General features: G+C 62.4%; 22 protein-coding genes. 10 read left to right on the top strand and 12 right to left on the bottom strand.

Annotated features, from left to right (window positions below; genetic code table 11):
• Positions 1-14: 14 nt before the first annotated feature.
• Genes metC through B7Y49_RS02485 form a run of 3 tightly spaced genes read right to left on the bottom strand, consistent with a single transcriptional unit; the run spans position 15 to position 3,629 of the window.
• Positions 15-1,220, bottom strand: coding sequence for a cystathionine beta-lyase (gene metC / locus B7Y49_RS02495; RefSeq protein WP_374125984.1), 1,206 nt, complete (start codon positions 1,218-1,220; stop codon positions 15-17).
• Positions 1,217-2,056, bottom strand: a complete 840-nt coding sequence (gene sseA / locus B7Y49_RS02490) for a sulfurtransferase (protein WP_374125983.1) — start codon at positions 2,054-2,056, stop codon at positions 1,217-1,219. Before sseA ends, metC begins: the two co-directional genes overlap by 4 nt.
• A gap of 31 nt (positions 2,057-2,087) precedes the next feature.
• Positions 2,088-3,629, bottom strand: coding sequence for a cryptochrome/photolyase family protein (locus tag B7Y49_RS02485; protein ID WP_374125982.1), 1,542 nt, complete (start codon positions 3,627-3,629; stop codon positions 2,088-2,090).
• Positions 3,630-3,667: 38 nt separating this feature from the next.
• Here B7Y49_RS02485 and queF point away from each other — a divergent pair, with 38 nt between their 5' ends.
• The 5 genes from queF to B7Y49_RS02460 all read left to right on the top strand — a co-directional run bounded on the left by queF (position 3,668) and on the right by B7Y49_RS02460 (position 9,084).
• Positions 3,668-4,114 (top strand): NADPH-dependent 7-cyano-7-deazaguanine reductase, encoded by a 447-nt coding sequence (gene queF / locus B7Y49_RS02480; RefSeq protein ID WP_374125981.1) that lies wholly within the window; start codon positions 3,668-3,670, stop codon positions 4,112-4,114.
• Positions 4,115-4,242: 128 nt separating this feature from the next.
• Positions 4,243-6,516, top strand: coding sequence for a glycosyltransferase family 4 protein (locus tag B7Y49_RS02475; RefSeq protein WP_374125980.1), 2,274 nt, complete (start codon positions 4,243-4,245; stop codon positions 6,514-6,516).
• A 69-nt stretch (positions 6,517-6,585) separates the two neighbouring features.
• On the top strand, positions 6,586-7,869 hold the full coding sequence (locus B7Y49_RS02470) for a glycoside hydrolase family 130 protein (protein WP_374125979.1): 1,284 nt from the start codon (positions 6,586-6,588) through the stop codon (positions 7,867-7,869).
• A gap of 32 nt (positions 7,870-7,901) precedes the next feature.
• Positions 7,902-8,372, top strand: coding sequence for a nuclear transport factor 2 family protein (locus B7Y49_RS02465; protein ID WP_374125978.1), 471 nt, complete (start codon positions 7,902-7,904; stop codon positions 8,370-8,372).
• A 148-nt stretch (positions 8,373-8,520) separates the two neighbouring features.
• Positions 8,521-9,084 (top strand): glycine zipper 2TM domain-containing protein, encoded by a 564-nt coding sequence (locus B7Y49_RS02460; RefSeq protein ID WP_374125977.1) that lies wholly within the window; start codon positions 8,521-8,523, stop codon positions 9,082-9,084.
• Positions 9,085-9,224: 140 nt separating this feature from the next.
• Here B7Y49_RS02460 and B7Y49_RS02455 read toward each other — a convergent pair whose 3' ends face one another.
• The 4 genes from B7Y49_RS02455 to B7Y49_RS02440 all read right to left on the bottom strand — a co-directional run bounded on the left by B7Y49_RS02455 (position 9,225) and on the right by B7Y49_RS02440 (position 14,616).
• Positions 9,225-10,874, bottom strand: a complete 1,650-nt coding sequence (locus B7Y49_RS02455; protein WP_374125976.1) for a helicase HerA-like domain-containing protein — start codon at positions 10,872-10,874, stop codon at positions 9,225-9,227.
• A 119-nt stretch (positions 10,875-10,993) separates the two neighbouring features.
• Positions 10,994-12,538 carry a Do family serine endopeptidase gene (locus tag B7Y49_RS02450; RefSeq protein WP_374125975.1) on the bottom strand — a complete coding sequence of 515 codons (1,545 nt, stop codon included), beginning with the start codon at positions 12,536-12,538 and terminating at the stop codon, positions 10,994-10,996.
• Positions 12,539-12,634: 96 nt separating this feature from the next.
• Positions 12,635-13,477 carry a protease modulator HflC gene (gene hflC / locus B7Y49_RS02445; protein WP_374126040.1) on the bottom strand — a complete coding sequence of 281 codons (843 nt, stop codon included), beginning with the start codon at positions 13,475-13,477 and terminating at the stop codon, positions 12,635-12,637.
• Positions 13,478-13,506: 29 nt separating this feature from the next.
• On the bottom strand, positions 13,507-14,616 hold the full coding sequence (locus tag B7Y49_RS02440; RefSeq protein ID WP_374126039.1) for a protease modulator HflK: 1,110 nt from the start codon (positions 14,614-14,616) through the stop codon (positions 13,507-13,509).
• A 71-nt stretch (positions 14,617-14,687) separates the two neighbouring features.
• Here B7Y49_RS02440 and B7Y49_RS02435 point away from each other — a divergent pair, with 71 nt between their 5' ends.
• Together B7Y49_RS02435 and B7Y49_RS02430 are read left to right on the top strand one after the other, a co-directional pair.
• The gene (locus B7Y49_RS02435; RefSeq protein ID WP_374125974.1) at positions 14,688-15,671 is read left to right on the top strand and encodes an Mrp/NBP35 family ATP-binding protein; all 984 of its coding nucleotides are present in this window, start codon (positions 14,688-14,690) and stop codon (positions 15,669-15,671) included.
• Positions 15,652-16,086 carry a CoA-binding protein gene (locus tag B7Y49_RS02430; protein ID WP_374125973.1) on the top strand — a complete coding sequence of 145 codons (435 nt, stop codon included), beginning with the start codon at positions 15,652-15,654 and terminating at the stop codon, positions 16,084-16,086. Before B7Y49_RS02435 ends, B7Y49_RS02430 begins: the two co-directional genes overlap by 20 nt.
• Before the next feature lie 154 nt (positions 16,087-16,240).
• Here the strand turns inward: B7Y49_RS02430 and B7Y49_RS02425 are convergent, their stop codons facing one another.
• From B7Y49_RS02425 to B7Y49_RS02410, 4 genes are all read right to left on the bottom strand, one after another.
• The gene (locus B7Y49_RS02425; RefSeq protein WP_374125972.1) at positions 16,241-17,530 is read right to left on the bottom strand and encodes a homoserine dehydrogenase; all 1,290 of its coding nucleotides are present in this window, start codon (positions 17,528-17,530) and stop codon (positions 16,241-16,243) included.
• A gap of 110 nt (positions 17,531-17,640) precedes the next feature.
• A complete protein-coding gene (locus tag B7Y49_RS02420; RefSeq protein ID WP_374125971.1) occupies positions 17,641-18,594 on the bottom strand; it encodes an isopenicillin N synthase family oxygenase in 954 nt (317 codons plus the stop codon).
• A gap of 67 nt (positions 18,595-18,661) precedes the next feature.
• Positions 18,662-19,084 (bottom strand): hypothetical protein, encoded by a 423-nt coding sequence (locus tag B7Y49_RS02415; protein WP_374125970.1) that lies wholly within the window; start codon positions 19,082-19,084, stop codon positions 18,662-18,664.
• A 107-nt stretch (positions 19,085-19,191) separates the two neighbouring features.
• Positions 19,192-19,725, bottom strand: a complete 534-nt coding sequence (locus B7Y49_RS02410; RefSeq protein ID WP_374125969.1) for a hypothetical protein — start codon at positions 19,723-19,725, stop codon at positions 19,192-19,194.
• A 93-nt stretch (positions 19,726-19,818) separates the two neighbouring features.
• Here B7Y49_RS02410 and B7Y49_RS02405 point away from each other — a divergent pair, with 93 nt between their 5' ends.
• The 3 genes from B7Y49_RS02405 (at position 19,819) to B7Y49_RS02395 (ending at position 22,168) form a co-directional block, all read left to right on the top strand.
• Positions 19,819-21,078 (top strand): multidrug effflux MFS transporter, encoded by a 1,260-nt coding sequence (locus B7Y49_RS02405; protein ID WP_374125968.1) that lies wholly within the window; start codon positions 19,819-19,821, stop codon positions 21,076-21,078.
• Between the two features lie 112 nt (positions 21,079-21,190).
• Positions 21,191-21,550, top strand: a complete 360-nt coding sequence (locus B7Y49_RS02400; protein WP_374125967.1) for a DNA primase — start codon at positions 21,191-21,193, stop codon at positions 21,548-21,550.
• Between the two features lie 129 nt (positions 21,551-21,679).
• A complete protein-coding gene (locus tag B7Y49_RS02395) occupies positions 21,680-22,168 on the top strand; it encodes a cytochrome c (protein ID WP_374125966.1) in 489 nt (162 codons plus the stop codon).
• A gap of 178 nt (positions 22,169-22,346) precedes the next feature.
• Here B7Y49_RS02395 and B7Y49_RS02390 read toward each other — a convergent pair.
• Positions 22,347-23,061: ribonucleotide-diphosphate reductase subunit beta (locus B7Y49_RS02390; protein ID WP_374125965.1), on the bottom strand; the 715-nt coding region annotated here is incomplete at its 5' end.

The following is a 23,061-nucleotide window of genomic DNA, read 5'->3' as shown; positions in this document are numbered from 1 at the left end:
TTATGGTGTTTCCGCTATCCCGCCCGAAAGCGCTCAAGCCCCGCCGCCAGATCGGCGATCAGATCGGCCGGGTCTTCCAGTCCGATGCTCAGGCGCACGAGCGGCCCGTTGAAATCGGGCGTGGTGGCGGTGCGGTACCGCTGCGGATCGACCGGCAGTGCGAGGCTTTCGAACCCGCCCCAGCTATAGCCGATGCCGAACAGCGCCAGCCCGTCGATCAGGGCCGCACGCGCCTTGTCGGTCCCGCCGTTCAGCTCGAAGGCGAACAGCCCTGACGATCCCTTGAAATCGCGGAGGAAATGCGCGTGGCCGGGGCAATCGGGCAGCGCCGGGTGGAACACGCGCGCCACTTCGGGCCGGGTTTTGAGCCAGTGGGCAATCTCCAGCGCCGATGCCTGATGCTGTCCCAGCCGCAGCGCGAGTGTGCGCAACCCGCGCGACCCCAGCCAGCAATCATCGGGGCTGGCAATCTGCCCGAGCTGGAACGCGGTATCGCGGAGTGCCGCGAAATGGCCGGGCCCGGCGGTTACCGATCCGAGCATCGCATCCGAATGGCCGACGATATATTTGGTGCACGCCAGGATCGAGAGGTCGATGCCCATGGCGATCGCGGGCAGGAACAACGGCGTCGCCCAGGTATTGTCGAGCAAGGTCACCACGCTCCGCGCCTTCGCCGCCGCGATGATGGCGGGCAGATCGGGCACCTCAAAGGTCAGGCTGCCGGGTGCTTCGATCAGGATGGCACGGGTCCGGTCGCCGATCAGGTCGGCGATAACCGCCCCGATCATCGGATCGTAAAAACGCGTCGTGATGCCCATCCGCTTGAGCAACCCCATCGCCATTGATCGGCTAGGGTCATAGGCGGTGTCGACCATCAACAGCTCGTCACCGGGCGACAGCACCGACAGCAACGCTCCGGCAATCGCCGCAACGCCTGAGCAGTACAGGAAGGTGCCCTCCGCGCCGGGTTCGAGCTCGGTCAGCGCGTCGGCGAGCGACCACTGGGTCGGCGTGCCCTTGCGGCCATAGAACAGGCGGTGGTGCGTATCGCGGCCCGCCGCGCGCAGATCGGCGACATTGTCGTACAGAATCGTCGAGGCGCGCCAGACCGGCGGGTTGACGATACCCGCGGTCCATTCGGGGCGGCGACCGGCGTTGACGACCCGGGTCGCGTCACCGCGCCGGTTTTTGTTCGCCGGGCCACCGCCCTGTTCGCTCATGCAGCGCCCGTTGCCTTTGGCGTGGAGAGGTCTGCACCCCATTCGGACCAGCTGCCGTCATACAGCGCCGCTTCGGTGCCGAGCAGATGCGCGCCGAACACCAGAACCGATGCGGTGATGCCCGATCCGCAGGTGCCGACCAGCGGGCGCGACAAATCGATACCGGCGTCGGTATACACCGATTTCAGTGCGTCGCCCTGTTTCCAGGTGCCGTCGGCGTTGAACAATTGGCCGTAAGGAATGTTCTTCGACCCCGGAATATGGCCCGGCATCGTCGCGGGGCGCGGATCGGGCTCCTGGCCGGTGAAGCGTGCCGCGGAACGGGCGTCCATCACCTGTTCGGCGCCGGTTTCGACATTGGCCTTCATCTGCGCGAGCGTGCGGACGCCCTTGTCATCGGCCCAGACGGTGAAGTGGCGGTGCCGCAGCGTTTCCTTGCCGCTCTTCGTCGCGCGCCCCTCGGCCTTCCACTTGGCAATGCCGCCATCGAGAATCGCGACGTCATGCGCGCCGAATGTGCGCAGCATCCACCATGCGCGCGCGGCCGTGTGCAGCGGAGAATCGTCGTACAGCACGATGCGGCTGCCATCGCCCAGCCCGAGCGACTGCATGCGGCTCGCGAATTTTTCGGGCGAGGGCAGCATCGTCGGCAGCGGGCTCGACGTATCGGCGATTTCGGCCAGGTCCATGAACACCGCGCCGGGAATGTGCGCGGCTTCATATTCGGCGAGCGCATCGCGACCATGATCGGCAAGGAAATAGGTCGCATCGACGATACGCAGGTCGCTTGCCTGCAACTCGGCTGCCAGCCATTCGGTCGTTACCAACGCGTCCATCATCGTCTCCTGGATTCTTTGTTGGCGTTCCCTAGCGCTCGACTTGCGCCCCGTCGAGACGATCCAGAAAACTTGCCGCCGATGCGCGTAATTCGGCCTGACCTTGCGGTGTCATTTTGGCCCAGTTGCGATACGGCATCGCAAGCCGCTGGTTGCCTGCCAGTTTTTCAGCGTTGCGCGCCAGGAAATCCCAATAGAGCGCGTTGAACGGGCAGGCATCGGGCCCGGTGCGCTGTTTCACGTCATACCGGCAGCGCCCGCAATAATCGGACATGCGGTTGATATACGCGCCCGACGCGGCATAGGGTTTCGACGCGAGCAGCCCGCCATCGCCGAACTGGCTCATCCCCAGCGTGTTGGGGAGCTCGACCCATTCATAAGCATCGGCATAAACCGCCAGATACCAGCGATGCACCTCGGCCGGATCGACGCCGATCAGCATCGCAAAATTGCCGGTGATCATCAGCCGATGGATATGGTGAGCATAGGCGAAATCGAGCGTCTGGCCGATCGCCTGTGACAAGCAGTGCATGTCGGTGTCACCGGTCCAATAGAAATCGGGCAGCGGGCGAGTGGCGTTCAGGAAGTTGCGGGTCGCGTAATCGGGGCCTTCATGCCAGTAGATCCCGCGTACATATTCGCGCCAGCCGATGATCTGGCGGATGAATCCTTCGGCGGCGTTGATCGGCACATCGCCGTCGTGGAACCGCGCCTCCACCGCTTGCGCGAGTTCGAGCGGACCGAGCAGCCCGCTGTTGATGTAGGGTGACAGCAGCGAGTGCCACAGAAACGGTTCGCCGCTGAGCATGGCATCCTGATAATCGCCGAAGCGGGGCAGGGCGTGCGCCAGGAAATGCGCCTGCTGGGCAAGGGCATCCGCGCGCGTCACCGCGAAGTCGAACCCGTCGAGCGACCCCGGATGATCGGTAAAGCGATCGGCGACCAGCGCCAACACTTCCCGAGTGATCGCATCGGGCGCGAACGACAGCGGGCGCGGCATCGCCGGATCACGCGGCGCGGCTTTGCGGTTTTCGCTGTCGAAATTCCAGTCGCCGCCGACGGGTTTGTCGCCGTCCATCAGCAGCCCGGTCTTGCGGCGCATGTCTCGGTAGAAATACTCCATCCGCCATTGCTTGCGCCCCTTGGCCCATGCCGCGAATTCGTCGAGCGTGGCGATGAAACGCGTGTCCGGTCGCACATCGACGGGGATACCGAACAAGGTTTCCCAGCTGTCGATCATCGCGGCCACCCGCCATTCGCCCGCTGCCGTTACGACTATCCGGTCGGGCGCATGCCGAGCAATCGCGCGCGCCACTTCTCCCGTAAAGCTGCCGCTGTTGTTCGAATCATCGAGCGGCACATAATCGACCCGCCATCCGGCATCGCGCAACGCATCGGCATGGTGCCGCATCGCCGAAAAGATGTACGCGATCTTGCGCTTGTGATGGACAACATAGGTGGCTTCCTCGATCACCTCGACCATCAGCAGGCTGGAGGTTGCCGGATCGGCATCGCGCAGACTGGATAACGACATCGACAATTGGTCGCCCAGGATGGGAATCAGCGTGGTCATCATTTCCTTTCGGCGTGCCCCGCGATAAATGCCAGCGGATGACACCCAAATTCCTTGGCCAGGCGAGCGCCCTGCCTGAATCGCCCGAAGCCGCGACGCTCGATTACGTGCCTAATCCGCGCCCCGGCAGCCCCTATATGGTGCGGTTCGTGTCGCCAGAATTCACGTCGCTTTGCCCGGTGACCGCACAGCCCGATTTCGCGCATCTGGTGATCGATTATGTGCCGGCAGCGACGATCGTCGAATCGAAATCGCTCAAGCTGTTTCTGGGCGCGTTCCGCAACCATCAGGCCTTTCACGAGGATTGCACGGTCGGCATCGGCCAGCGACTCGCGGAGGAAATGCAGCCGGTTTGGTTGCGGATCGGTGGCTATTGGTATCCGCGCGGCGGCATTCCGATCGATGTATTTTGGCAGACTGGTGCGCCGCCTGAAAATGTCTGGATTCCGGCGCAGGATGTGCCGGGGTATCGCGGACGCGGCTGAGCCTTAGCGTCTCGATCGGCTAATCATGTTGCGTTGCAACATTATTGCAACCATATTGCGTGGCAGCAGTTTCTGTTAACGAAGGGTCCATGCAGGATCCATCGTTAGGCTCGTGAAAGGGCGTGCGTATGGAGCAGGTATCGGCAATCGGATCGGGCATTGGCCATATTGCCTTGATCGGCAATTTTCTGCCGCGCCAATGCGGTCTGGCGACCTATACCACGGACACATTTCATGCGCTGAAGGCTGAATATCCGGCCATGCGCGTCGATGTATACGCGATGGACGATCATCCTGGTCGCTATGATTATCCGTCCGACGTGACGGCTGCCATCGCCCAGCATGATCTGGCCGCATATCTGGAGGCAGCGCGAGCAATTGAGGCGAGCGGGGCTCAGGCGGTTTGGCTGCAGCACGAATATGGCATTTTCGGCGGTCGTGCGGGTGATTTCATCCTGACAATGCTCGATCGAATTTCGCTGCCCGTCATTGTCACGCTTCACACCATCCTTGAAAAACCAAGCCCCGATGAGCGCCGGGTGATGGAAGGTCTGTTGCGGCGGAGTGCACGCGTGATCGTCATGGCGGAGCGCGGGCGCGACATTCTCCACCGCGTCCACGGTTTCAGCGGCAAAGCAGTAGTGATGATCCCGCACGGCGTGCCCGATCGTCCCTTTGCCGATCCCGACAGTTTCAAGCCGCGCTTCGGGTGGGAGGGGCGCAAGACCGTGCTCACCTTCGGTCTGCTTGCGCCCAATAAGGGTATCGAGACGCTGATCGAGGCGATGCCCGCGATTATCGCGGCACAACCCGATGCGCTCTATATCGTGCTTGGCGCCACCCACCCCAATCTGGTCGCGCATGAGGGCGAGGCGTATCGAGATCGGCTGAAGGCGTTGGCGGCAGCGCGTGGGGTGCTTGATCACGTCCAGTTTATCGACGCCTTTGTCGAGCATGACCACCTGATCGATTATCTCCAGGCGGCTGATGTCTACGCCACACCCTATATCAACCCCGCGCAAATCACCTCAGGGACGCTTTCCTATGCGGTGGGTGTCGGTAAGGCGGTCGTATCGACGCCTTATGTCCATGCGACCGAAATACTGGCCGATGGCCACGGCGTATTGGTGGATTTTGGCGATAGCGCTGCCTTTGCACGAGAAATCATCGCGTTGCTTGGCAATGACGGCAATCGCGCGCGGCTTTCGGCACGCGCCTATGCGCGCGGCCGGACGATGATCTGGTCGCAGCTGGTCGAAACAGCGATGCGTGAGATGACGGCGATGATTGCCGCGCAACCCAAGCGACTGAGCCACCCCGGCGCCGCGATGACGCCGCTTGTCCCTGACTTTTCCGCCGTTGAACGGATGAGCGATTCGACCGGGATGCTGCAGCATTCGATCTATTCGATTCCCGATCGTCGCCATGGCTATTGCATCGATGATAATGCCCGTGCGCTTATGCTGGTCGGCCGGATGGCGGGGCTGGACGAGGCGACGCAGGATAAGTGGACGACGATCTATGCGTCTTTCATCCAATACGCCTGGAACCCCGAAGCCCAGCGCTTCCGTAATTTTATGAATTTCGATCGCACCTGGTGTGAGGATTTCGGGTCAGAGGATTCGAACGGTCGCGCACTTTGGGCGCTGGGGATGACGGCGCGCACTGCCACGATGGCCAAACATCGCGATTGGGCGGTCCAGATGTTCGACATGACGGCATCAATGGCGTTCGAACTGGGCAGCCCGCGCGCGCAGGCGTTTGCAATGCTCGGCGCGGCCGAAATGCTTGATTGCCATCCGGGCCATGGCCTTGCCCGCGCGATCATCGAACGGTTCAGCGCTGATCATCTGGCGCTGCTCGCCGATGCGCGGCGGCCCGAATGGGAATGGTTTGAGATCGTCCTTGCCTATGACAATGCCCGCCTGCCAGAGGCGATGATCCGCGCGGGCGTGGCGCTTGATCGGGCAGACTTGATCGAAACCGGCGTCAAGACGCTGGACTGGATTATGGTACAGCAGACCTCGCCTGAGGGTCGTTTCCGCGCGGTTGGCACCGAAAGTTTTGGCCGCGCCTATGCACCGCCGTTGCCGTTCGATCAGCAACCGTTGGAGGCGCAGGCCACAGTTGAGGCGTGTGCCGCTGCCTACCAGGCGACCCAGGATTGCCGCTGGATCGATGAGGCTACCCGGGCCTATCGTTGGTTTCTGGGGCTGAATGACATGGATATGCCTTTGGCAACAGTACAGGATGGCGGCTGTTTCGACGGCCTGACCCCGACCGGGATCAACCGGAACCAAGGTGCGGAATCGATTTTGGCGCTGCAATTGGCATCGTGCACGATTTCATCCCTTTCAAAACTGGCCGGAACCGTGGCAGGACCAACGCACGCCGTGGCCTGATCCGTTCGGATCGGATCTGGATGTCTTGGTGCCGTGATCGCGTGATGGTTTTTGGGGGCATGCCGACCAGTGCTGGAAGTGTTCAACCATCGTTTGCGCTTGCATGCCGATCCCTCACGGGTCGTGGTGCGTCCCTTCCATCTCGCCTGGCAAGCTAATGGCAATGCGCCCAGCCGGACCGAACGGCTGGTGCGCGAAGTGCTGGCGATGAGCCGCGAACAGACGCGCGCGGAGCTCGAGGTCGTGCTCAAGGATTTCGAGGCACGACACTGGCAAACCCGCCGCGTGTTCATGACCCGCTACGAAGAAATTGAGGATCGGCTGGGAATCGACGGCAGCGAGATTGATGATGAGAAGCGCCAACTGATCGGCGCCTATTTCTGCCACGAATATAGCTACGCCGCCGCCGCGCTGATGAACCCTAGCGCGGTTCCGCATTTCGACCAGTCTGGTATGCCGCAGGGGTCGCAGCGCATTCTGATGTCGATGCGTGCGGTGGGCGAAGGGCATATCTCATCGATCGCGTTTCGAGAGGGCATCATCACCGAACGAAACGAGCTGAAGCTCGCGCCCGAACCTCCCTTTGCCACGGCGACTGACATTATCGAAGGCGACGAACTGGCCATGCCAGAGGGGCCGGTGACGGTACATCGCCACCGCGATTCTACGCTATCGGGCACGGTGATTTTCCCGATCACGCAGGCGCAGTCCAAAGGGCTGGAGGATTTGCGCCTCGTCCAGTTTACGCATGACGATGGCAGCCTCGAATGGCTGGGTACCTACACCGCCTATAACGGATCGATGATTCAGTCGGAGCTGATGCGCACGCGTGATTTTCGTGCGTTCGATCTGGTGCCGATGAGCGGCAGCGCGGCGCGCAACAAGGGAATGGCGCTGTTTCCCCGCAAGATCGACGGCCAGTATATGATGATTGGCCGGCAGGACGGTGAGAATCTTTTTTTGCTGCGATCGGACAGACTGACCCACTGGGAAGAGGGCGAGCGCCTGCTCGAACCGCATTATCCATGGGAGCTGGTCCAGATCGGCAATTGTGGCCCGCCGATCGAGCTGGACGAGGGCTGGTTGCTGCTGACCCACGGAGTCGGAGCGATGCGCAAATATTCGATCGGCGCCGTACTGCTCGACAAGACCGATCCATCGAAGGTGATCGGCCGCACGCGTGAGCCGATTCTGGCAGCAGCGGACCAGGACCGAGAGGGCTATGTGCCCAATGTTGTCTATAGCTGCGGCGCGATCCGCCACGGGCAAACATTGTTCCTGCCGTACGGCGTGGCGGATAGCTCGGTTGCGTTTGCGTTCATCCCGATCGAGGCGCTGTTGAGCCATATGTGATCGGCGTATAGTTGACGGGGGAGAAAATAGTGATGTTCAAATCATTCGCAATCATTGGTGCGCTGATCCTTGCTGGCACCACGCCGGCGCTGGCCAAAGATGCCGCCGTCGAAGCGCCCATCACGCAGTTTCTGGAAGCGTTCAACAAGGGCGACATCGCCGCCGCCGCGGCGACCCATGCCGGGGACTCGCATATCACCGATGAAGTCGCACCCTATTTCTGGGGTGGACATGATGTCGTGCAGCGCTGGGCCGCGGATTACGCCAAGGATGCTGCCGCCAAGGGCATTACCGACCCCAAGGTCGTGCTCGGCGCGCCAACGCGGGAGCTGATCGAGGGGGATCGCGCCTATGTGATCGCGCCGTCGGTTTACACCTTCACGCAAAAGGGCGTGGCGATGCGCGAAGCGGCGCAGATGACCTTTGCGCTGCGCAAGCTTGCCACGGGCTGGAAGATCGTCGCCTGGACATGGACGGGGCCGGACGCAACACCGGTGAAATGAGCGATAAGACCGCGACCACCCTTTGGGCACGAAAGCTTTGGCGAATGTCCACGTTTGCGCAGATTGCGACCGGAAAGACCAAATAATTTCGTTCATGCAACGTTTAGGTGGACTCAGCTGTTATGGGTGCAGCATCCAGGAGAGAGCCATGAACCGTTTCACCCGTATCGCCGCTGCCATCGCCACCGCATCAGTCGCGATTGCCACCCCCGTTTTCGCGCAAACCGCGCAGGAAGATCAGCGTTTTCAGGCAGCACAGCAGCGTTTTCAGAACGAAATGCAAATTTTCCGCACAGAATTTGATCGTTATCAGGCCGCGCGGAACAATCGCTCGAACTTCCGCGATCCCCGCAACAACGATCCGCGTTTCAATGATCCCCGGTATAACGACTCGCGCAATAATGATCCGCGCTACGCCGATCGTGACGAAGGCGATTACGATCCGGCCCGTTATTATCGCGATGGACCCAATTATCAGGAGCGCGTGCTTGCCGCTGACGATCGGGTCTATCGCGGTAACGACGGCCGCTATTATTGCCGTCGCAACGACGGCACGACCGGCCTGATCGTCGGTGCGCTTGGCGGCGGTATCCTCGGGAACGTGATCGATGGCGGTCGTTCGCGCACGGTCGGGACGCTGCTCGGCGGTGCGCTCGGCGCCGTGGCCGGCAGGGCGATTGACCAGAACAGCAATCAGGTCCGCTGCCGCTAAAGGGCAAACCGCCCAAACCAATCAACCGTCATGCTGAACTTGGTTCAGCATCCAACGCGCCTCACCATTGGTCGATCTAGAGGCGCGGTGGACCCTGAACTGAGTTCAGGGTGACGGTCGATGCGGGGATTAAACCTCCCCTACCGCCCCTTGAACAACCCGCCGAGCACACCGCGCACGATGCCGCCGATCAGTCCGCCGCTCGACGAACCGCGCTTGCTGCCGGTGCCGAACACCTGTTTCGCCACCTCATTCGCCACCGTCCGCGTGATGGTGGTTGTGGCGGTGCGGGTGGCGGACGTGGCGATCTTGTTCCACGGGCTGTTGGCGGCAGCTTTGGCCGCTTCACGTTCCTTTCGAGCGGCTTCTTTCTCTGCCGCGATCCGCGCGCGTTCGGCTTCCTTGGCGGCGCGCGCGTCGACCTTGGCCTGCGCAGCGGCGGCTTTTTCAGCCTCGCTTGCGGCCTTCGCCTCGGCGGCGGCAGCGGATGCCTCGGCGGCCTTGATTGCCAGCAATTCCTCGGCGGAATCGGCATCGATCCGCGTGTCATATTTCTCGCCGATCGCGTCAGTGGCGATCATCACCCCGCGTTCCTTGGGATCGAGCGGGCCGACCCGCGACGATGGCGGTTTGATCAAAGTGCGCTCGACGGGGGAGGGCGCGCCATCAGGCTGGAGCAGCGACACCAATGCCTCGCCCACCTTCAGCTCGGTGATCACGGTTTCGACATCAACGCCTGGATTGGCGCGGAACGTGGTCGCTGCCGATTTCACCGCCGCCTGATCGCGTGGGGTGAAGGCGCGTAGCGCATGCTGGACGCGGTTGCCGAGCTGACCCGCGACGGTATCGGGAATATCGATGGGGTTCTGGGTGATGAAATAGACGCCGACGCCCTTCGATCGGATCAGCCGCACGACCTGTTCGATCTTCTCGAGCAGCGCCTTGGGCGCATCGTTGAACAGCAGATGCGCCTCGTCGAAGAAGAAGCACAGCACGGGCTTGTCGGGATCGCCAATCTCGGGAAGATGCTCGAACAGCTCGCTCAGCAGCCAGAGCAGGAAGGTCGAATAGAGCTTGGGGCTCTGCATCAGCTTGCTCGCGGCAAGCACGTTCACCACACCGCGGCCCTTGTCGTCACACGCGATAAAATCGGCCATGGCGAGCGCGGGTTCGCCGAAGAAATTTTCGCCGCCCTGGCTGCGGAGCTGGAGCAGCGAGCGCTGGATCGTGCCGATGCTCGCCTTTGACATATTGCCATAAGTGGTGGTCAGCTCGTCCGCGCGGGTTGCGCAATGCGCGAGCATCGCCTGCAGATCATCGAGATCAAGCAGCAGCAGCCCTTCCTTGTCGGCGACCGTGAAGGCGATCGTCAGCACGCCTTCCTGCACTTCGTTCAGGTCCATCAGTCGCGCGAGCAGCAGCGGCCCCATTTCGCTAATCGTCGTTCGGATCGGGTGGCCCTGTTCGCCGAACAAATCCCAGAACTGCACTGGCGTGTCGGCATAGGCCCAGCTGTCATAGCCGATTTCCTTGGCACGCGTGGCGAAGATCTCGTGCATCTTGGTCGTGGGCGAACCGGCCATGGCTAGCCCGGCCAGATCGCCCTTCACGTCGGCGACGAAACACGGCACGCCCACTGCCGAGAACCCCTCGATAATGCCCTGCACCGTTACAGTCTTGCCGGTGCCAGTTGCGCCCGCGATCAGCCCGTGGCGATTGGCGCGCTTCAGCTCGAGGGCCTGAGGTTTCCCGCCGCCAGTGCCGATATAGATGCTGGTGCCTTCTGCCATAGTGCCTCCCTGGTCCGAATGTCAGCTATCGCGCGATTACGGGCAGGGCGGCAAGAGACGAAAACGCCGCCCGTCTCGGGGGAGACGAAGCGGCGCAATCGTTCGCGCGGTTGCGCGGGTTACTTTTTCAGCTTGATCGGTACGAACTGGGCCGGAAGCCGCTGGCGCTGCACATAGAGCAACACGCTGGGGCGACCGTCCTTGATGGCCTGCGCCACGATCGCGCTGAGTGCGGCGGGCGTGGTAACGGCGGTGCCGTTGACCGAGACAATCACATCGCCGCGCTTCAGCTTCTGCCCGGCATCGCTCGATGGATCGGTGCCGCTGATGACAACACCCTTTACTGTCGAATCGACACCGATGTTCTGCGCAATCTGTGGCGTGAGCGGCACCACGGCGAGACCCAGCTTGTTGGCGACGGGCGATGCCGGACCATCACTATCGGGCTGGCCCATCGCATCGTCACCCGGCTGCCCGCCTGCGGCAGCGATCAGGGCATCTTCCGATGGACGTGTGCCTACAACGACATTGATCGTCTGCTTTTTGCCAGCACGAATAATCTCGAGTGGGATGCGCGTGCCCGGCTTTACATTGGCGACCAGATAGCTGAGCGATGCGTCCTGGGTTACGGCTTGGCCGTTGACCGCCACGATAACGTCCCCAACCATCACGCCTGCCTTGTCGGCTGGTTCACCCGGCGACACGCTCTGAATCAGTTCACCGCTGTTCTTGGGCAGGCCTAGCGCCTCGGCGACATCTTCCGTCAATGGGCGCATCCCAACGCCCAGATAACCGCGGGCAATCGTGGTGCCCTGCATCAACTTGTCGATGACGGGCTTGGCCTCGCCTGCCGGAATGGCAAAGCCGATGCCGATATTGCCGCCCGACTGACCCGCGAAAATCTGCGAGTTGATGCCGATAACGTTGCCGTTCAGGTCGAACATCGGCCCGCCCGAATTGCCCTGGTTGATCGCCGCATCGGTCTGGATAAAGCGATCATAGGCGCCGCCCTGACCAGTGGCACGGTGCAGCGCGGAAACGATGCCCGCGGTCACGGTGCTGCCGATGCCGAACGGATTGCCGATCGCGATGATCCAATCACCCACGCGGGTGCGCTCTGAATCGCCGAACTTCACGAATGGCAGGCCCTTCGCCTCGATCTTCAGCAGCGCCAGATCGGAGATCGGATCACGCCCGATCAGCTTCGCGCTATATTCTTTGCGATTGGTGAGCGTGACGGTGATCGAATCGACCGATGCCCCGCGCGCACCCGGCGCGACGACATGGTTGTTCGTCACCACATAGCCGTCATCCGAAATCAGGAAGCCCGAACCGAGTGACTGCGCTTCACGCGTCTGAGGTTGCGGGGTGCCCTGGCCCTGGCCTTGCCCGCCGAACAATTCGGCAAAGGGCGTGCCAGCAAACGGGTTGGCGGGCGCCTGCTGCACCTTGATGCTTTGCTTGGTCGAAATGTTGACCACAGCCGGCTGCAGTTTGGCGACCAGATCGGCAAAGCTGATCGGCGCACCGGCACGGGGCGCTAATGCGGCCATTGCGCCGGGTTCGTTCTGGGCGGTCTGGGCAGTGGCGGGCGGCTGCAGCGTCATGGCGGCGGCGGCTCCACCCAACAGGACCGCGCTGGTGATGGCATAAGCGTAACGCACGTTAGTGTATTCCTCTCTTGACCGTCGCAAGACCGCCGTTCCTGGCCTCTTCTGCATGAACGGCGATTGAATATGAACCGATTGTCAGCCTCATTGTCAGCGGGGGCGCCCCGTAAACTGTTTCATATATTCATTGTTGGGTGACAGCACGATCGAGGTTTCCCCCTGCGGCGTAGTGCCATCCCCGATGAACGTCTGGCGGTATGATTTCATGGCGCGATAAAAATCGTAGAAATCAGCATCCTTGTTGAAGCTTTCAGCATAAATCCGCGACGCATTGGCGTCGGATTCGGCGCGGATGATCTGGGCTTGCTTCTGCCCCTGTGCGCGGATCGTGGCCGCCTGTTGCTGGCGCGCCGTTCGCATCCGGTTGAGCGCGCTGTCGAGCGGGCTGCCATCGGGCAGATCGGCATGCTTGATGCGAACATCGACGATCTGGACGCCATATTGCGACGCCAGCCGCTGGAGCCCGGCCTGGATATTATCCATCACCTGGCCACGTTCCGGGCTGAGCAGCGCGGCAAACTGCCGCTTGCCGAGTTCGTTCCGGAGCGCCGAGCCAAGCAATGGCCGAAGTTGTTCGGCAATGCGGTCCTCGGTGGCGGAGCTGCTGCCGGTCGAAACGACCGCCTTTAACGGATCGATGATGCGGAACCGGGCAAAGGCATCCACCTCAAGCCGCAGCTGATCGGTCGACAGCACCTGCTGGTTCTCGAGATCGACATCCAGCACGCGTTTGTCGATCCACACGACCTTGTCGAGAAACGGAATCTTGACCTGCAAGCCGGCACCGGTGCGACCGAACGGTACGTTTGGCTTCCATACGTTGTACGTGCCGACCGGCTGTTCGAACCGCAGGATCACGGCCTGTTCGGTTTCGGGCACGATCACAAACGCACTCATCGCGATGATCAGCGCGACGAGCCCGGCGATTGCCATCGAAATCGGGTTCCGGAAAAACGCGGCGTTCACTGGCCTGCTCCCGTCGTTGGATTGGGCAGGGCCATGGGCGCCGGTTCAGGCGCGCGGCCCCGGACGGCCGGCAGCGGCAGATAAGGGACCACGCCGGGCGTTTCGACGACGGTCTTGTTGGTGCGCGCCAGCACGGCCTCCATCGTCTCATAATACATGCGACGACGAGTCACCTGCGGAGCCAGCTTATACTGGGCATAATTCAGATCGAACTCAGCCGCCTCAGCCTGGGCACGTGCCGTGACCTGCTGGGCATAGGTGCGGGCTTCGTTGAGGTTCGATTCGGCTTCCTGCTGTGCCGCGCTCACCTTTTTGAACTCGTCGATCACCTTGTTGGGCGGATCGGCCTGTTTGATCGCAAAGCCCTGAATCCGGATGCCAGCGTTATATTCGTTGAGGATCGATTGCATCAGATCCTGCGCGCGTACGCCGATCCGGTCACGCCCGCTGCCGATCGCCTCGTCGAGCGTGACGGTGGCGACCACGGCGCGCATCGCGCTTTCGGCCACCGCACGAACCGTGTCCTTGGGGTTGCGGATCTGGTAGATATAATCCTGAGGGTTCGCGATATCCCACCGTACCGAATAGGCCAGATCAATAATGTTCTGGTCCCCTGTCAGCATCAGGTTCTCGCCGGTGCCGCCTTCGGGGAAATCCTCCGTCCGGATCGCCTGTACGTCGACCTTCGTCACCGTCGCAATTGGCGCGGGCCAGGTAAGACGGATGCCGGGATCAAGCGTGGACGAATAGCGCCCGAAATAGGCGACCACGCCGCGTTGCTGCGGGGCGATCTGGTGAACGCTGGTGAAAATCACCCACAGCGCGACGATCAGGCCAACGCCGATCATCCACACCGCCTTGCCGCCGCGCCCGCTTGGGAAGCCGGTAAAGCCGCCGCCACCGCCGCCGCCACCCGTACCGCGTGCGCGACGAATAAATTCGTCGAGCGCCGTCGGTTTCGGCCCGCGGCCACGATTGCCGCCCGGCGGTATCGACCACGGATTGCGTGGTCCCTCATTATCATCGCCCGAATTGCCCCAGGGGCTTTTCGGTTTTTCGGTCATCAGGGTGGAGAGGCGCTGCAGCCAGGCCGGTCGGGTCATCATGAACCCCATTATAAGTGTCCTACACGGGAAAAACAGTGGCAACTGGCAAAGACCGTCCTAATGCTGTATCAATGACTGATATTGATGCCTTGAACGCCGCCCTGTTGCCCATCGCAGGGCCCCGCGCCACCGCCCGGCTGGAGGATGGTCGCGCCTCGATCATCCTCGACGTGAGCGGACTGGACCCAACCGCGCGTGACATGCTTGAAGCAGCCGTCAAGCGCTGCGCGACTGCGTTGCCCGGCATATCGGAAGTGCGCGTTGCGCTCACCAGCCAGCGCACCCAACGCCAGATTATCGCGGTCGCCAGCGGCAAGGGCGGGGTCGGCAAATCGACCGTGTCGGCGAATCTGGCAATCGCGCTGCATCAGTTGGGCCGCAAGGTCGGGCTGGTCGACGCCGATATTTATGGGCCCTCGCAGCCGACGCTGATGGGGGTGGAGGGCAGTCGCCCGACCGCGCCCGACAAGCTGTTGGTGCCGGTCGAAACCCCCTCCGGCGTACCGATTCTGTCAATGGGCCAGCTGGTCGCGCCGGATCAGGCGATTGCGTGGCGCGGGCCGATGGCAGCGGGGGCGCTTGGCCAATTGGTCGATGCCGATTGGGGCGATGCCGATACGCTCATCATTGATATGCCGCCTGGCACCGGTGATGTGCAGCTGACGATGATCCAGAAGCACCGGCCGAGTGGCGTGGTGATCGTCTCCACCCCACAGGATCTGGCGTTGATCGATGCGAAGCGCGCGATCGACCTGTTCGTCAAATCGGGCATCCCGATTATCGGGCTGGTCGAGAATATGGCGGGCTATGCGTGCCCGTCATGTGGCGCGATCTCGGATCCGTTCGGCAGCGGTGGAGCGGAGCTGGCCGCCGATATTCTCGAAATCCCATTTTTAGGCCGCATCCCGCTCGATATTGCAATCCGCACCGGCTCCGATGCCGGGCACCCGCCCGTTACCGGGAACGGGCCTGAGCGTGCCGCGTTCATGGGGGTTGCGGAAATCGTCCGCGACTGGATCGAACGCGGAGGCAAGCATGCCACTCACATCGGATGACGATATCGCTGCCTTGCTGGCGCGGGTGCGCACGATTGCGCTGGTCGGCGCATCGGACCGGCCTGATCGCCCGTCATATGGGGTGATGAAGACGTTGCAGGATCACGGCTACCGCGTGATCCCGATCAACCCGCAAATCGCTGGCGAACATATCCACGGCGAGTTCGTGTTCGACGACATGGTGACGCTGGGCGATCCGATCGACATGGTCGATATCTTCCGTAACTCGGCAGCCGCCGGTGAGGTTGTCGACGCCGCGATCGCGGTTGGCGCGAAAGCGGTGTGGATGCAACTGGGCGTCATCAATTCCGAAGCCGCCGCACGGGCCGAGGCGGCCGGGCTCGATGTGGTGATGGATCGCTGCCCGGCGATCGAACTTCGGCGGCTGGATGTGGCGCGGGTTACAAGCGCCTAGAGGATATGGCGATTAACGTGGAACTGTTTGCCCTGAGCTTGTCGAAGGGCTGCTTTTTTTCCGTGCCTCAGAGACTGTGGCCCAAAGAGCAAGGCAGGGCTTCGACAGGCTCAGCCCGAGCGGGGATATCGATTCCGATTTTCAGAAGGACGCATTAAGCCAGAATATGCATCCAGAGCGGTGCGCCGGTCAGGCTCTCCGACCCGCGCAGCGTTGCCAGCGCCTTTGCCACCGCGCGTTCGGGGCCTTCATGGGTGACGATCGCGACGAGGACGCTGCCATCGGCGGAGCGCCCGCGCTGCATCAGGCTTTCGATCGAAACGCCTGCGTCGCGCATCGCCGCAGCAATTTCTGCCAGTACGCCGACCTTATCGGCAACGGTGAAGCGCACATAGGCGCGGCCGCGCCGGTCGCCGGTGTCGGCGGGGGACTGGGCGACGAGTGCGGCGGCGGGCATCGCATAGGGGGGACCATATTCGCCGCGCGCGATATCGATCAGATCGGCGACCACCGCGCTGGCGGTGGGGCCATCGCCCGCGCCTGCGCCCTGAAACAATAGCCGCCCAACGAAATTGCCCTCCGCCACCACCGCATTGGTCGCCCCCGTCACATGGGCGAGCGGGTGGCTGACCGGCACAAGGTGCGGATGGACGCGCTGGAACAGCCCGTCTGAATTGGCTTCGGCAATGCCCAGCAAGCGGATGCGATAACCGAGCGCTGCCGCTTCGGCGATGTCAGCGGCGAGCACGTCGCGGATACCGCCCGACTTCACGTCGCCAAAGGCCGGCTGCGTGCCGAACGCGATGCTCGCCAGGATCGATAGCTTGTGCGCGGCATCGACGCCGTCGATGTCGAAACTGGGGTCGGCCTCCGCAAAGCCAAGTGCCTGAGCTTCGGCGAGCACATCGCCGAAATCGCGGCCTTCCGCTTCCATCTTGGTCAGGATGAAATTGCAGGTGCCGTTCAGGATTCCATAAACGCGGGCAATCTCGTTCGCGGCCGCGCCTTCGCGCAGGCCCTTGATCACCGGGATACCACCCGCCACCGCTGCTTCGAATTTCAGCGCTGCCCCTGCCGCTTCGGCGGCCCGCGCTAGCTCCAACCCGTGATGCGCGATCATCGCCTTGTTGGCGGTGACGAGACCTTTGCCGTTCGCCAGCGTCGCGCGCGCCAGCGTGAGCGCGGGGCCATCCGATCCGCCGACCAGCTCCACCACGACATCGGCATCGTCGCGCTGGGCGAGCGCGGTTGTATCGTCGACCCAGGCAAACCGCCCGATATCAACGCCGCGATCCTTCGCCCGGTCGCGCGCCGAAACAGCGACAATCTCGATCGGGCGACCCGCGCGGCGCGCGATAAGATCACCATTCGCATCGATCAGCTTGATCACGCCTGCACCGACGGTACCCAGCCCGGCAAGCGCAATACGAAGTGGTTTGGTCATTCAACTTCCCCCGTCACCCCGGCCTGGTTCCGGGGTCCACCGGGCAGCATCCGCCCCGTAGGCGTTCGCTAGCGGAGGTGTGGGCCCCGGAACAAGTCCGGGGTGACGGATTATGCCTTCACCAGCCCGATTTCGACCAGCCGTTCGTGCAGATAATCATGCGCGGTGATCGGCGTGGGGTAGCGATTGGGGTTCGCGGCACTGATGCAGCCCGGCAGCGTCTCGATCAGGAAATCGGGCGCGGGGTGAAGGAAGAACGGCATCGAATAGCGCGGATGCGCGCGGCGCTCTGGCGGCGGGTTGACGACGCGGTGGGTGGTGGAGGGCAGGACATGGTTGGTGAGCCGCTGGAGCATATCGCCCACATTCACCACCATCGCATCAGCAGGAGGCTTGATCGCCAGCCACTCGCCGTCCCGGTCGAGCAGTTCGAGCCCTGCTTCCTCGGCGCCGAGCAACAGCGTGATGAGGTTGATGTCCTCGTGCGCACCAGCACGCACGCCCTCGGCATCGGCGGGGATCGGCGGGTAATGGAGCAGCCGCAGGATCGAATTGCCGTCCTTCACCGCCGGATCGAACCAGTTGCTCGCGAGCCCCAGATGCCGGGCGATTGCTGACAATATCTTGTCCCCCGCCCGGTCGAACGCGGTGAACAAGGCGCTCAGTGTTTCGTGGAACCCTTCGGGCCGATCGGGCCAGATATTCGGCGGCATCACATCGGCAAAACGGTGCCCGGCGGACAGATCGCGGCCGACATGCCAAAATTCCTTCAGGTCGACGACGCTCGCGCCCTTCGCGATCTCGGTCTTGAACGGGGTATAGCCGCGCTGGCCGCCGCCCGCCGCGAGGAAATAACGCCGCTTTTCCTCCTCGGGCAGCGCGAAGAATTGCGCGGTATACTCCCATGCCCGGTCAATCAGGACCTGGTCGATGCCGTGATCCGACACCACCGCAAAGCCGAAACGTTCGAACGATGCCCCCAGCGCGCTGGCGAACCCCTGCGGGTCGGTCGCGTCCTGCGTCAGCGAAAGTGCCGGGACCTGGGCGGTGGCGGTATCGAGCATGGGGAAACGTCCGTTATGCGGTTGATTAGCCAACATAGGACGCGGTGCCGGATTCGAACAGAGGGCCTTAGCCCTTGCTGATGACGCCCGTACTATGTCCGGCGGCCGCCGGTTTTACGTCGATGTGCACCGGGTTTCCTGCAGGGTCGGTGCCGACCACGGTCGTTCCCTGCTCCTTCAGCATGAAGCCCTTGGCGCCCAGCGTGTCGATGTACCAGCGTCGTACTGTGGCGGGGTCCGCAGGGCTGTCGAACGCCATGCCGGTCATGTCATCTTCTTCATGCGGCATGATCTTCATGTCGATCATTGTCGAGCCGGGATACATTGGCACCGCCGCCATATCGACCGCAATGCCATCGGGCATCGGCATGTCCGTCATGTTGGCCCCCGCCATCGGTTGGGCGGGCGGGCGGGCCGGCTCCGTGCAGGCCGCAAGCGCGATGCTCATGCCCAAGAGTAACGCCGTCGTTCGGGGAATCGATCGGGTCATGCCAGCCTCCAGCGCTTTTGCTCCCGACCAAAAGGAACCGCATCGCCGTGGGGTCAAGCACTGCCCGAGTAGCGCACCGATGAAGGACGATACCGCGCCGCGACCGATCAGCCCCCCGCCTTGATCGTGCCGGTCGAATGCCCGTTCGCGGCAGGCTTTACTTCAAGCGAGAAGGGCTTTTTCTCATCATCAGTGCCCGTCAGCGTGTCGCCCTTGCGGGTGAGCGTGAACTCGGCCTTGCCAAGATTTTCAGCATAGTAATCGAGCACCTTTTCGGGGGTGGCCGGGCTATCAAACACGATGCGGACGCTATCGTTGTCCTTTTCACCTTCTTTGCCCGCCTTGGCGTTGATGTTCATCGTCGTGACGGTCGAACCGGGATAGAGTTTCACCCCATTTAGGTCGATATCACCGCCGCCCAACGTCAGCTTGGGGAGTGTGAACTTGCCCGAAAAGCCGGGTGCCTTGATCGAGACCTCACCGCTCTTGCCGTCGACGCCAGCCGCGACATTGCCCTCGCCATCCTCGTCATTGTCGGTCGCGTTGAAGGTGATCGTGGTGCCTTCCTTGTCGCCGCCACAGCCCGCCAGGGACAGGGCAAGGGGAACCAACAGGCCAAGCAACATCGTCGATCCGCGCATCGTCAGTCTCCATTGGTGTGTTGATGTTATAATACACAGGCTGTTGTCGATCCGTCAATATATCGAAGGCTTGCGCCCCAGACGGGGTCGACCATGGCGCGTGGATCGGGCATGGCCGCGCGCATGAATGCGCCCCAGCCCGTGATCGCCCCCGCCAACCCGCCGATCGGCTTTGCCGAATTCGTGGCACTGGTCGCGTCGCTGATGGCGCTTACCGCGCTCGGCATCGATGCGATGCTGCCCGCGTTGCCCGCGATTGGCGATGCGCTTCGCGTCAGTGTGGAAAATGATCGCCAGCTGGTGATCGGCATGTTCCTGTTCGGTTTTGGCATCGCCCAGCTTGTCCACGGCCCGCTCGCGGACCGTTATGGCCGGCGGCCAGTGCTGGTGTTCGCGCTCGCGGCCTATGTGATCGCCAATCTGATCGCCGCGACGTCGAGCAGCTTTACCTTGTTGCTGGTGGCGCGCTTCACCGCCGGGCTCGCCATCGCGGCATCGCGGGTGGTGACGGTGGCGCTGGTGCGCGATTGCTATTCGGGCCGCGCCATGGCCCGGGTGATGAGCCTTGCCTTCATGGTATTCATGGCCGCCCCGGTGCTCGCCCCCAGTGTCGGCCAGGTCATCCTGTTCTTTGGATCGTGGCGGCTGATCTTTGTGATGATTGCGGTCATCTCCGCTGGGATTCTCGCCTGGTTCGTGTGGCGCATGCCGGAAACGCTGCGGCCCGAAAATCAGGTGCCGATTTCGCTGATCGGCTTGTGGGCAGGCTGGCGGCAGACCCTCACCGATCGCTTCTCGATAGGCTACACCCTGGCGGCAACCGCTTTGCTGGGCGGGCTTTATGGTTTTATCAACTCGGTGCAGCAGATCGTCCATGTGCTGACCGGGGATGATTGGTTGCTGGTTTGGGTTTTCATCGCGGTGGCGGGGATGATGGCGCTCGCCAATCTGCTCAATTCGCGGATCGTGATGCGCATCGGCACGCGCCGCATCTCGCATACGGCACTGGTCGGGCTGATTATCGTTTCGGCGGTGCATCTGACGATTGCACTGGCGGGGGCTGAATCGATCTACAGCTTTGCTATCCTGCAGGCGCTGGCGATGGCGTGTTTCGGGCTGGCGACCGCCAATTTCTCGTCGATGGCGATGGAGAATATGGGCGGCATCGCTGGCACCGCCTCGAGCGTGCAGGGCTTCATCACCGTGACGATTGGCGCGTTCATGGGCCTGGTGATCGGCCGCGCCTTCGATGGCACCACCGTACCGCTCTATATCGGTTTCCTGACGCTCGGCCTTGTCGCGCTGGTGATCGTAGCGGTGGTTGAGCGCGGGCGGTTGTTCCGCCCGAGCTGAGCGTCGAATTGAGCGGGGACCGCTGGAACAAGCGCCGCCGCCCACCGTTGGTTTCCTGAACGGCTGCAGTCTTCAGATTCCCTTCACGCAGCCATTTTCGGGAGAGCAGGCAATGGTTAGCGGTGGCATGCAAAAACCGGGCGGCGGCACGGGCGATGATGGCTATGATGAGGATGGCTATGACGAGAGTCAGCGCGCCGAAATCCTCGAGGCGACCGGCGGCGGCCCGAGCGACGGCACGATCCTGACCGATCTCGCCCCCGATCTGGGCGGCGATGAAGAGGGTGAAGGTCTCGAGCCGATCGAGGTCGAGGACAGCGCCGGTGATGGCGTGGCTGATCCCGAAGATCCCGATGAGGAAGACGACGATAGCGACGACGACGACGATGACGATGACGATGACGACGTTGATGACCTCGACGACGATGATGAACCCGTCGAACAGGGCGAAGAGGATGAAAACGCCGATTGATTTAGCGCCCGATCGAGTTGGTTCCAGCGTCCCGGACGAAGCGGCCGGTCGCGAGTGTCGCGCGTCGGGTTGATACCGATCGGGGAGCGGCGTAGCCTGATTCCAACGATTGGATCCGGGAGAGAAATAATGCGCGCCACCCCGATGATTGCCGCGTTGCTTGTCTCCATCGCCAGCGGGGCTTCCGCCGGGCCCCGTGATCGTGCCGAAACCGAAATGGCCAGGGATGGACATAGCGCCATCATCGCCGGCCGGCAGGCGGCGTTTAAACTCACACTGGCGAGCTTTGTAGGCTTGAAGGCGGCAATCACGCGTGGCGATGACCCCAAGACGCTGGTGCTGCCCGCCAGCGCCATCGCCGCCTGGGGCAAGGCGATCCCCAGCATGTTCCCGGCGCATAGCGACGGACCGGCATCAAAGGCGCTGCCGACAATCTGGAGCGATCGCACCGCCTTCGAAGCCCGTGCCACCGACATGGCCGCCGCCGCTGACAAGCTCGCTGCGCTCGCCAAAGCGGGCAACGCCGCCGCTCTGCCCGCACAGTGGGACTCGCTTAAGGGCAGCTGCGCAGCATGTCACATCAAGTACCGGGCCGAGGACGTAAAAAATAGGCTGTAATCAATAGAGGGGTTCGGCAGGCGATCGGATCGACTTCCGGACATATAATCTAACGGCACTACCCCATTTTGCGTCTCGCTCTGACGGCGGCAGCTATCGAGGCAGGACCCGCATTTTTAAAAATGGCTGAAACGAACGGTCGATGAAGTTGCCCGATGACCGGGCGACCTCACCCGACTTACTCCGCCGCCACCCCGGCCCGCGAGAACATATCGTCCCCGCCATCCTCATTCGCGATTGCCGCAGGCGTAACCTTCGCCTTTTGCCGCTTGTCGAACGAATCCCACACGTCGTTCCAGTTCCCGCGCGTCGCGCCCTTCGAATATTCCGTTGCGCGCTGTTCGAAGAAGTTGGCGTGCTCCACGCCGTTGAGCAGTGGGGCGAGCCAGGGGAGGGGGTGTTCCTCGATCATGTAGATCGGCTTCAGGTCGAGCTGGGCGAGGCGCCAGTCGGCGATGTAGCGGATATACTTCTTGATCTCCTTGGGCGTCATGCCGTGGACCGGGCCCTGTTCGAAGGCGAGATCGATAAAGGCGTCCTCCAGCCGCACGGTCGTCTGGCAGACGTCCATGATGTCGTCCTTCACCGCCTTGGTCAGGCACTGCCGCTCCTTCACGAAAGCGTGATAGAGGTGGATGATGCCTTCGCAGTGCAGGCTCTCGTCGCGCACCGACCAGCTGACGATCTGGCCCATGCCCTTCATCTTGTTGAAGCGCGGGAAGTTCATCAGCATGGCAAAGCTCGCGAACAGCTGAAGCCCCTCGGTAAAGCCACCGAACATCGCCAGCGTCCGCGCGATATCGGCATCATTGTCGACGCCGAAATTCTGCAGATAATCGTGCTTGTCCTTCATCTCGCTATATTCGAGGAAGGCGCCATATTCGCTTTCGGGC

The organism is Sphingomonas sp. 28-62-11, assembly GCF_002278865.1.
In the GTDB taxonomy this organism is placed as follows: domain Bacteria; phylum Pseudomonadota; class Alphaproteobacteria; order Sphingomonadales; family Sphingomonadaceae; genus Sphingomonas.
Note: the sequence above shows the minus strand (reverse complement) of the source record. Positions and strands in the feature narration are given on the sequence as shown.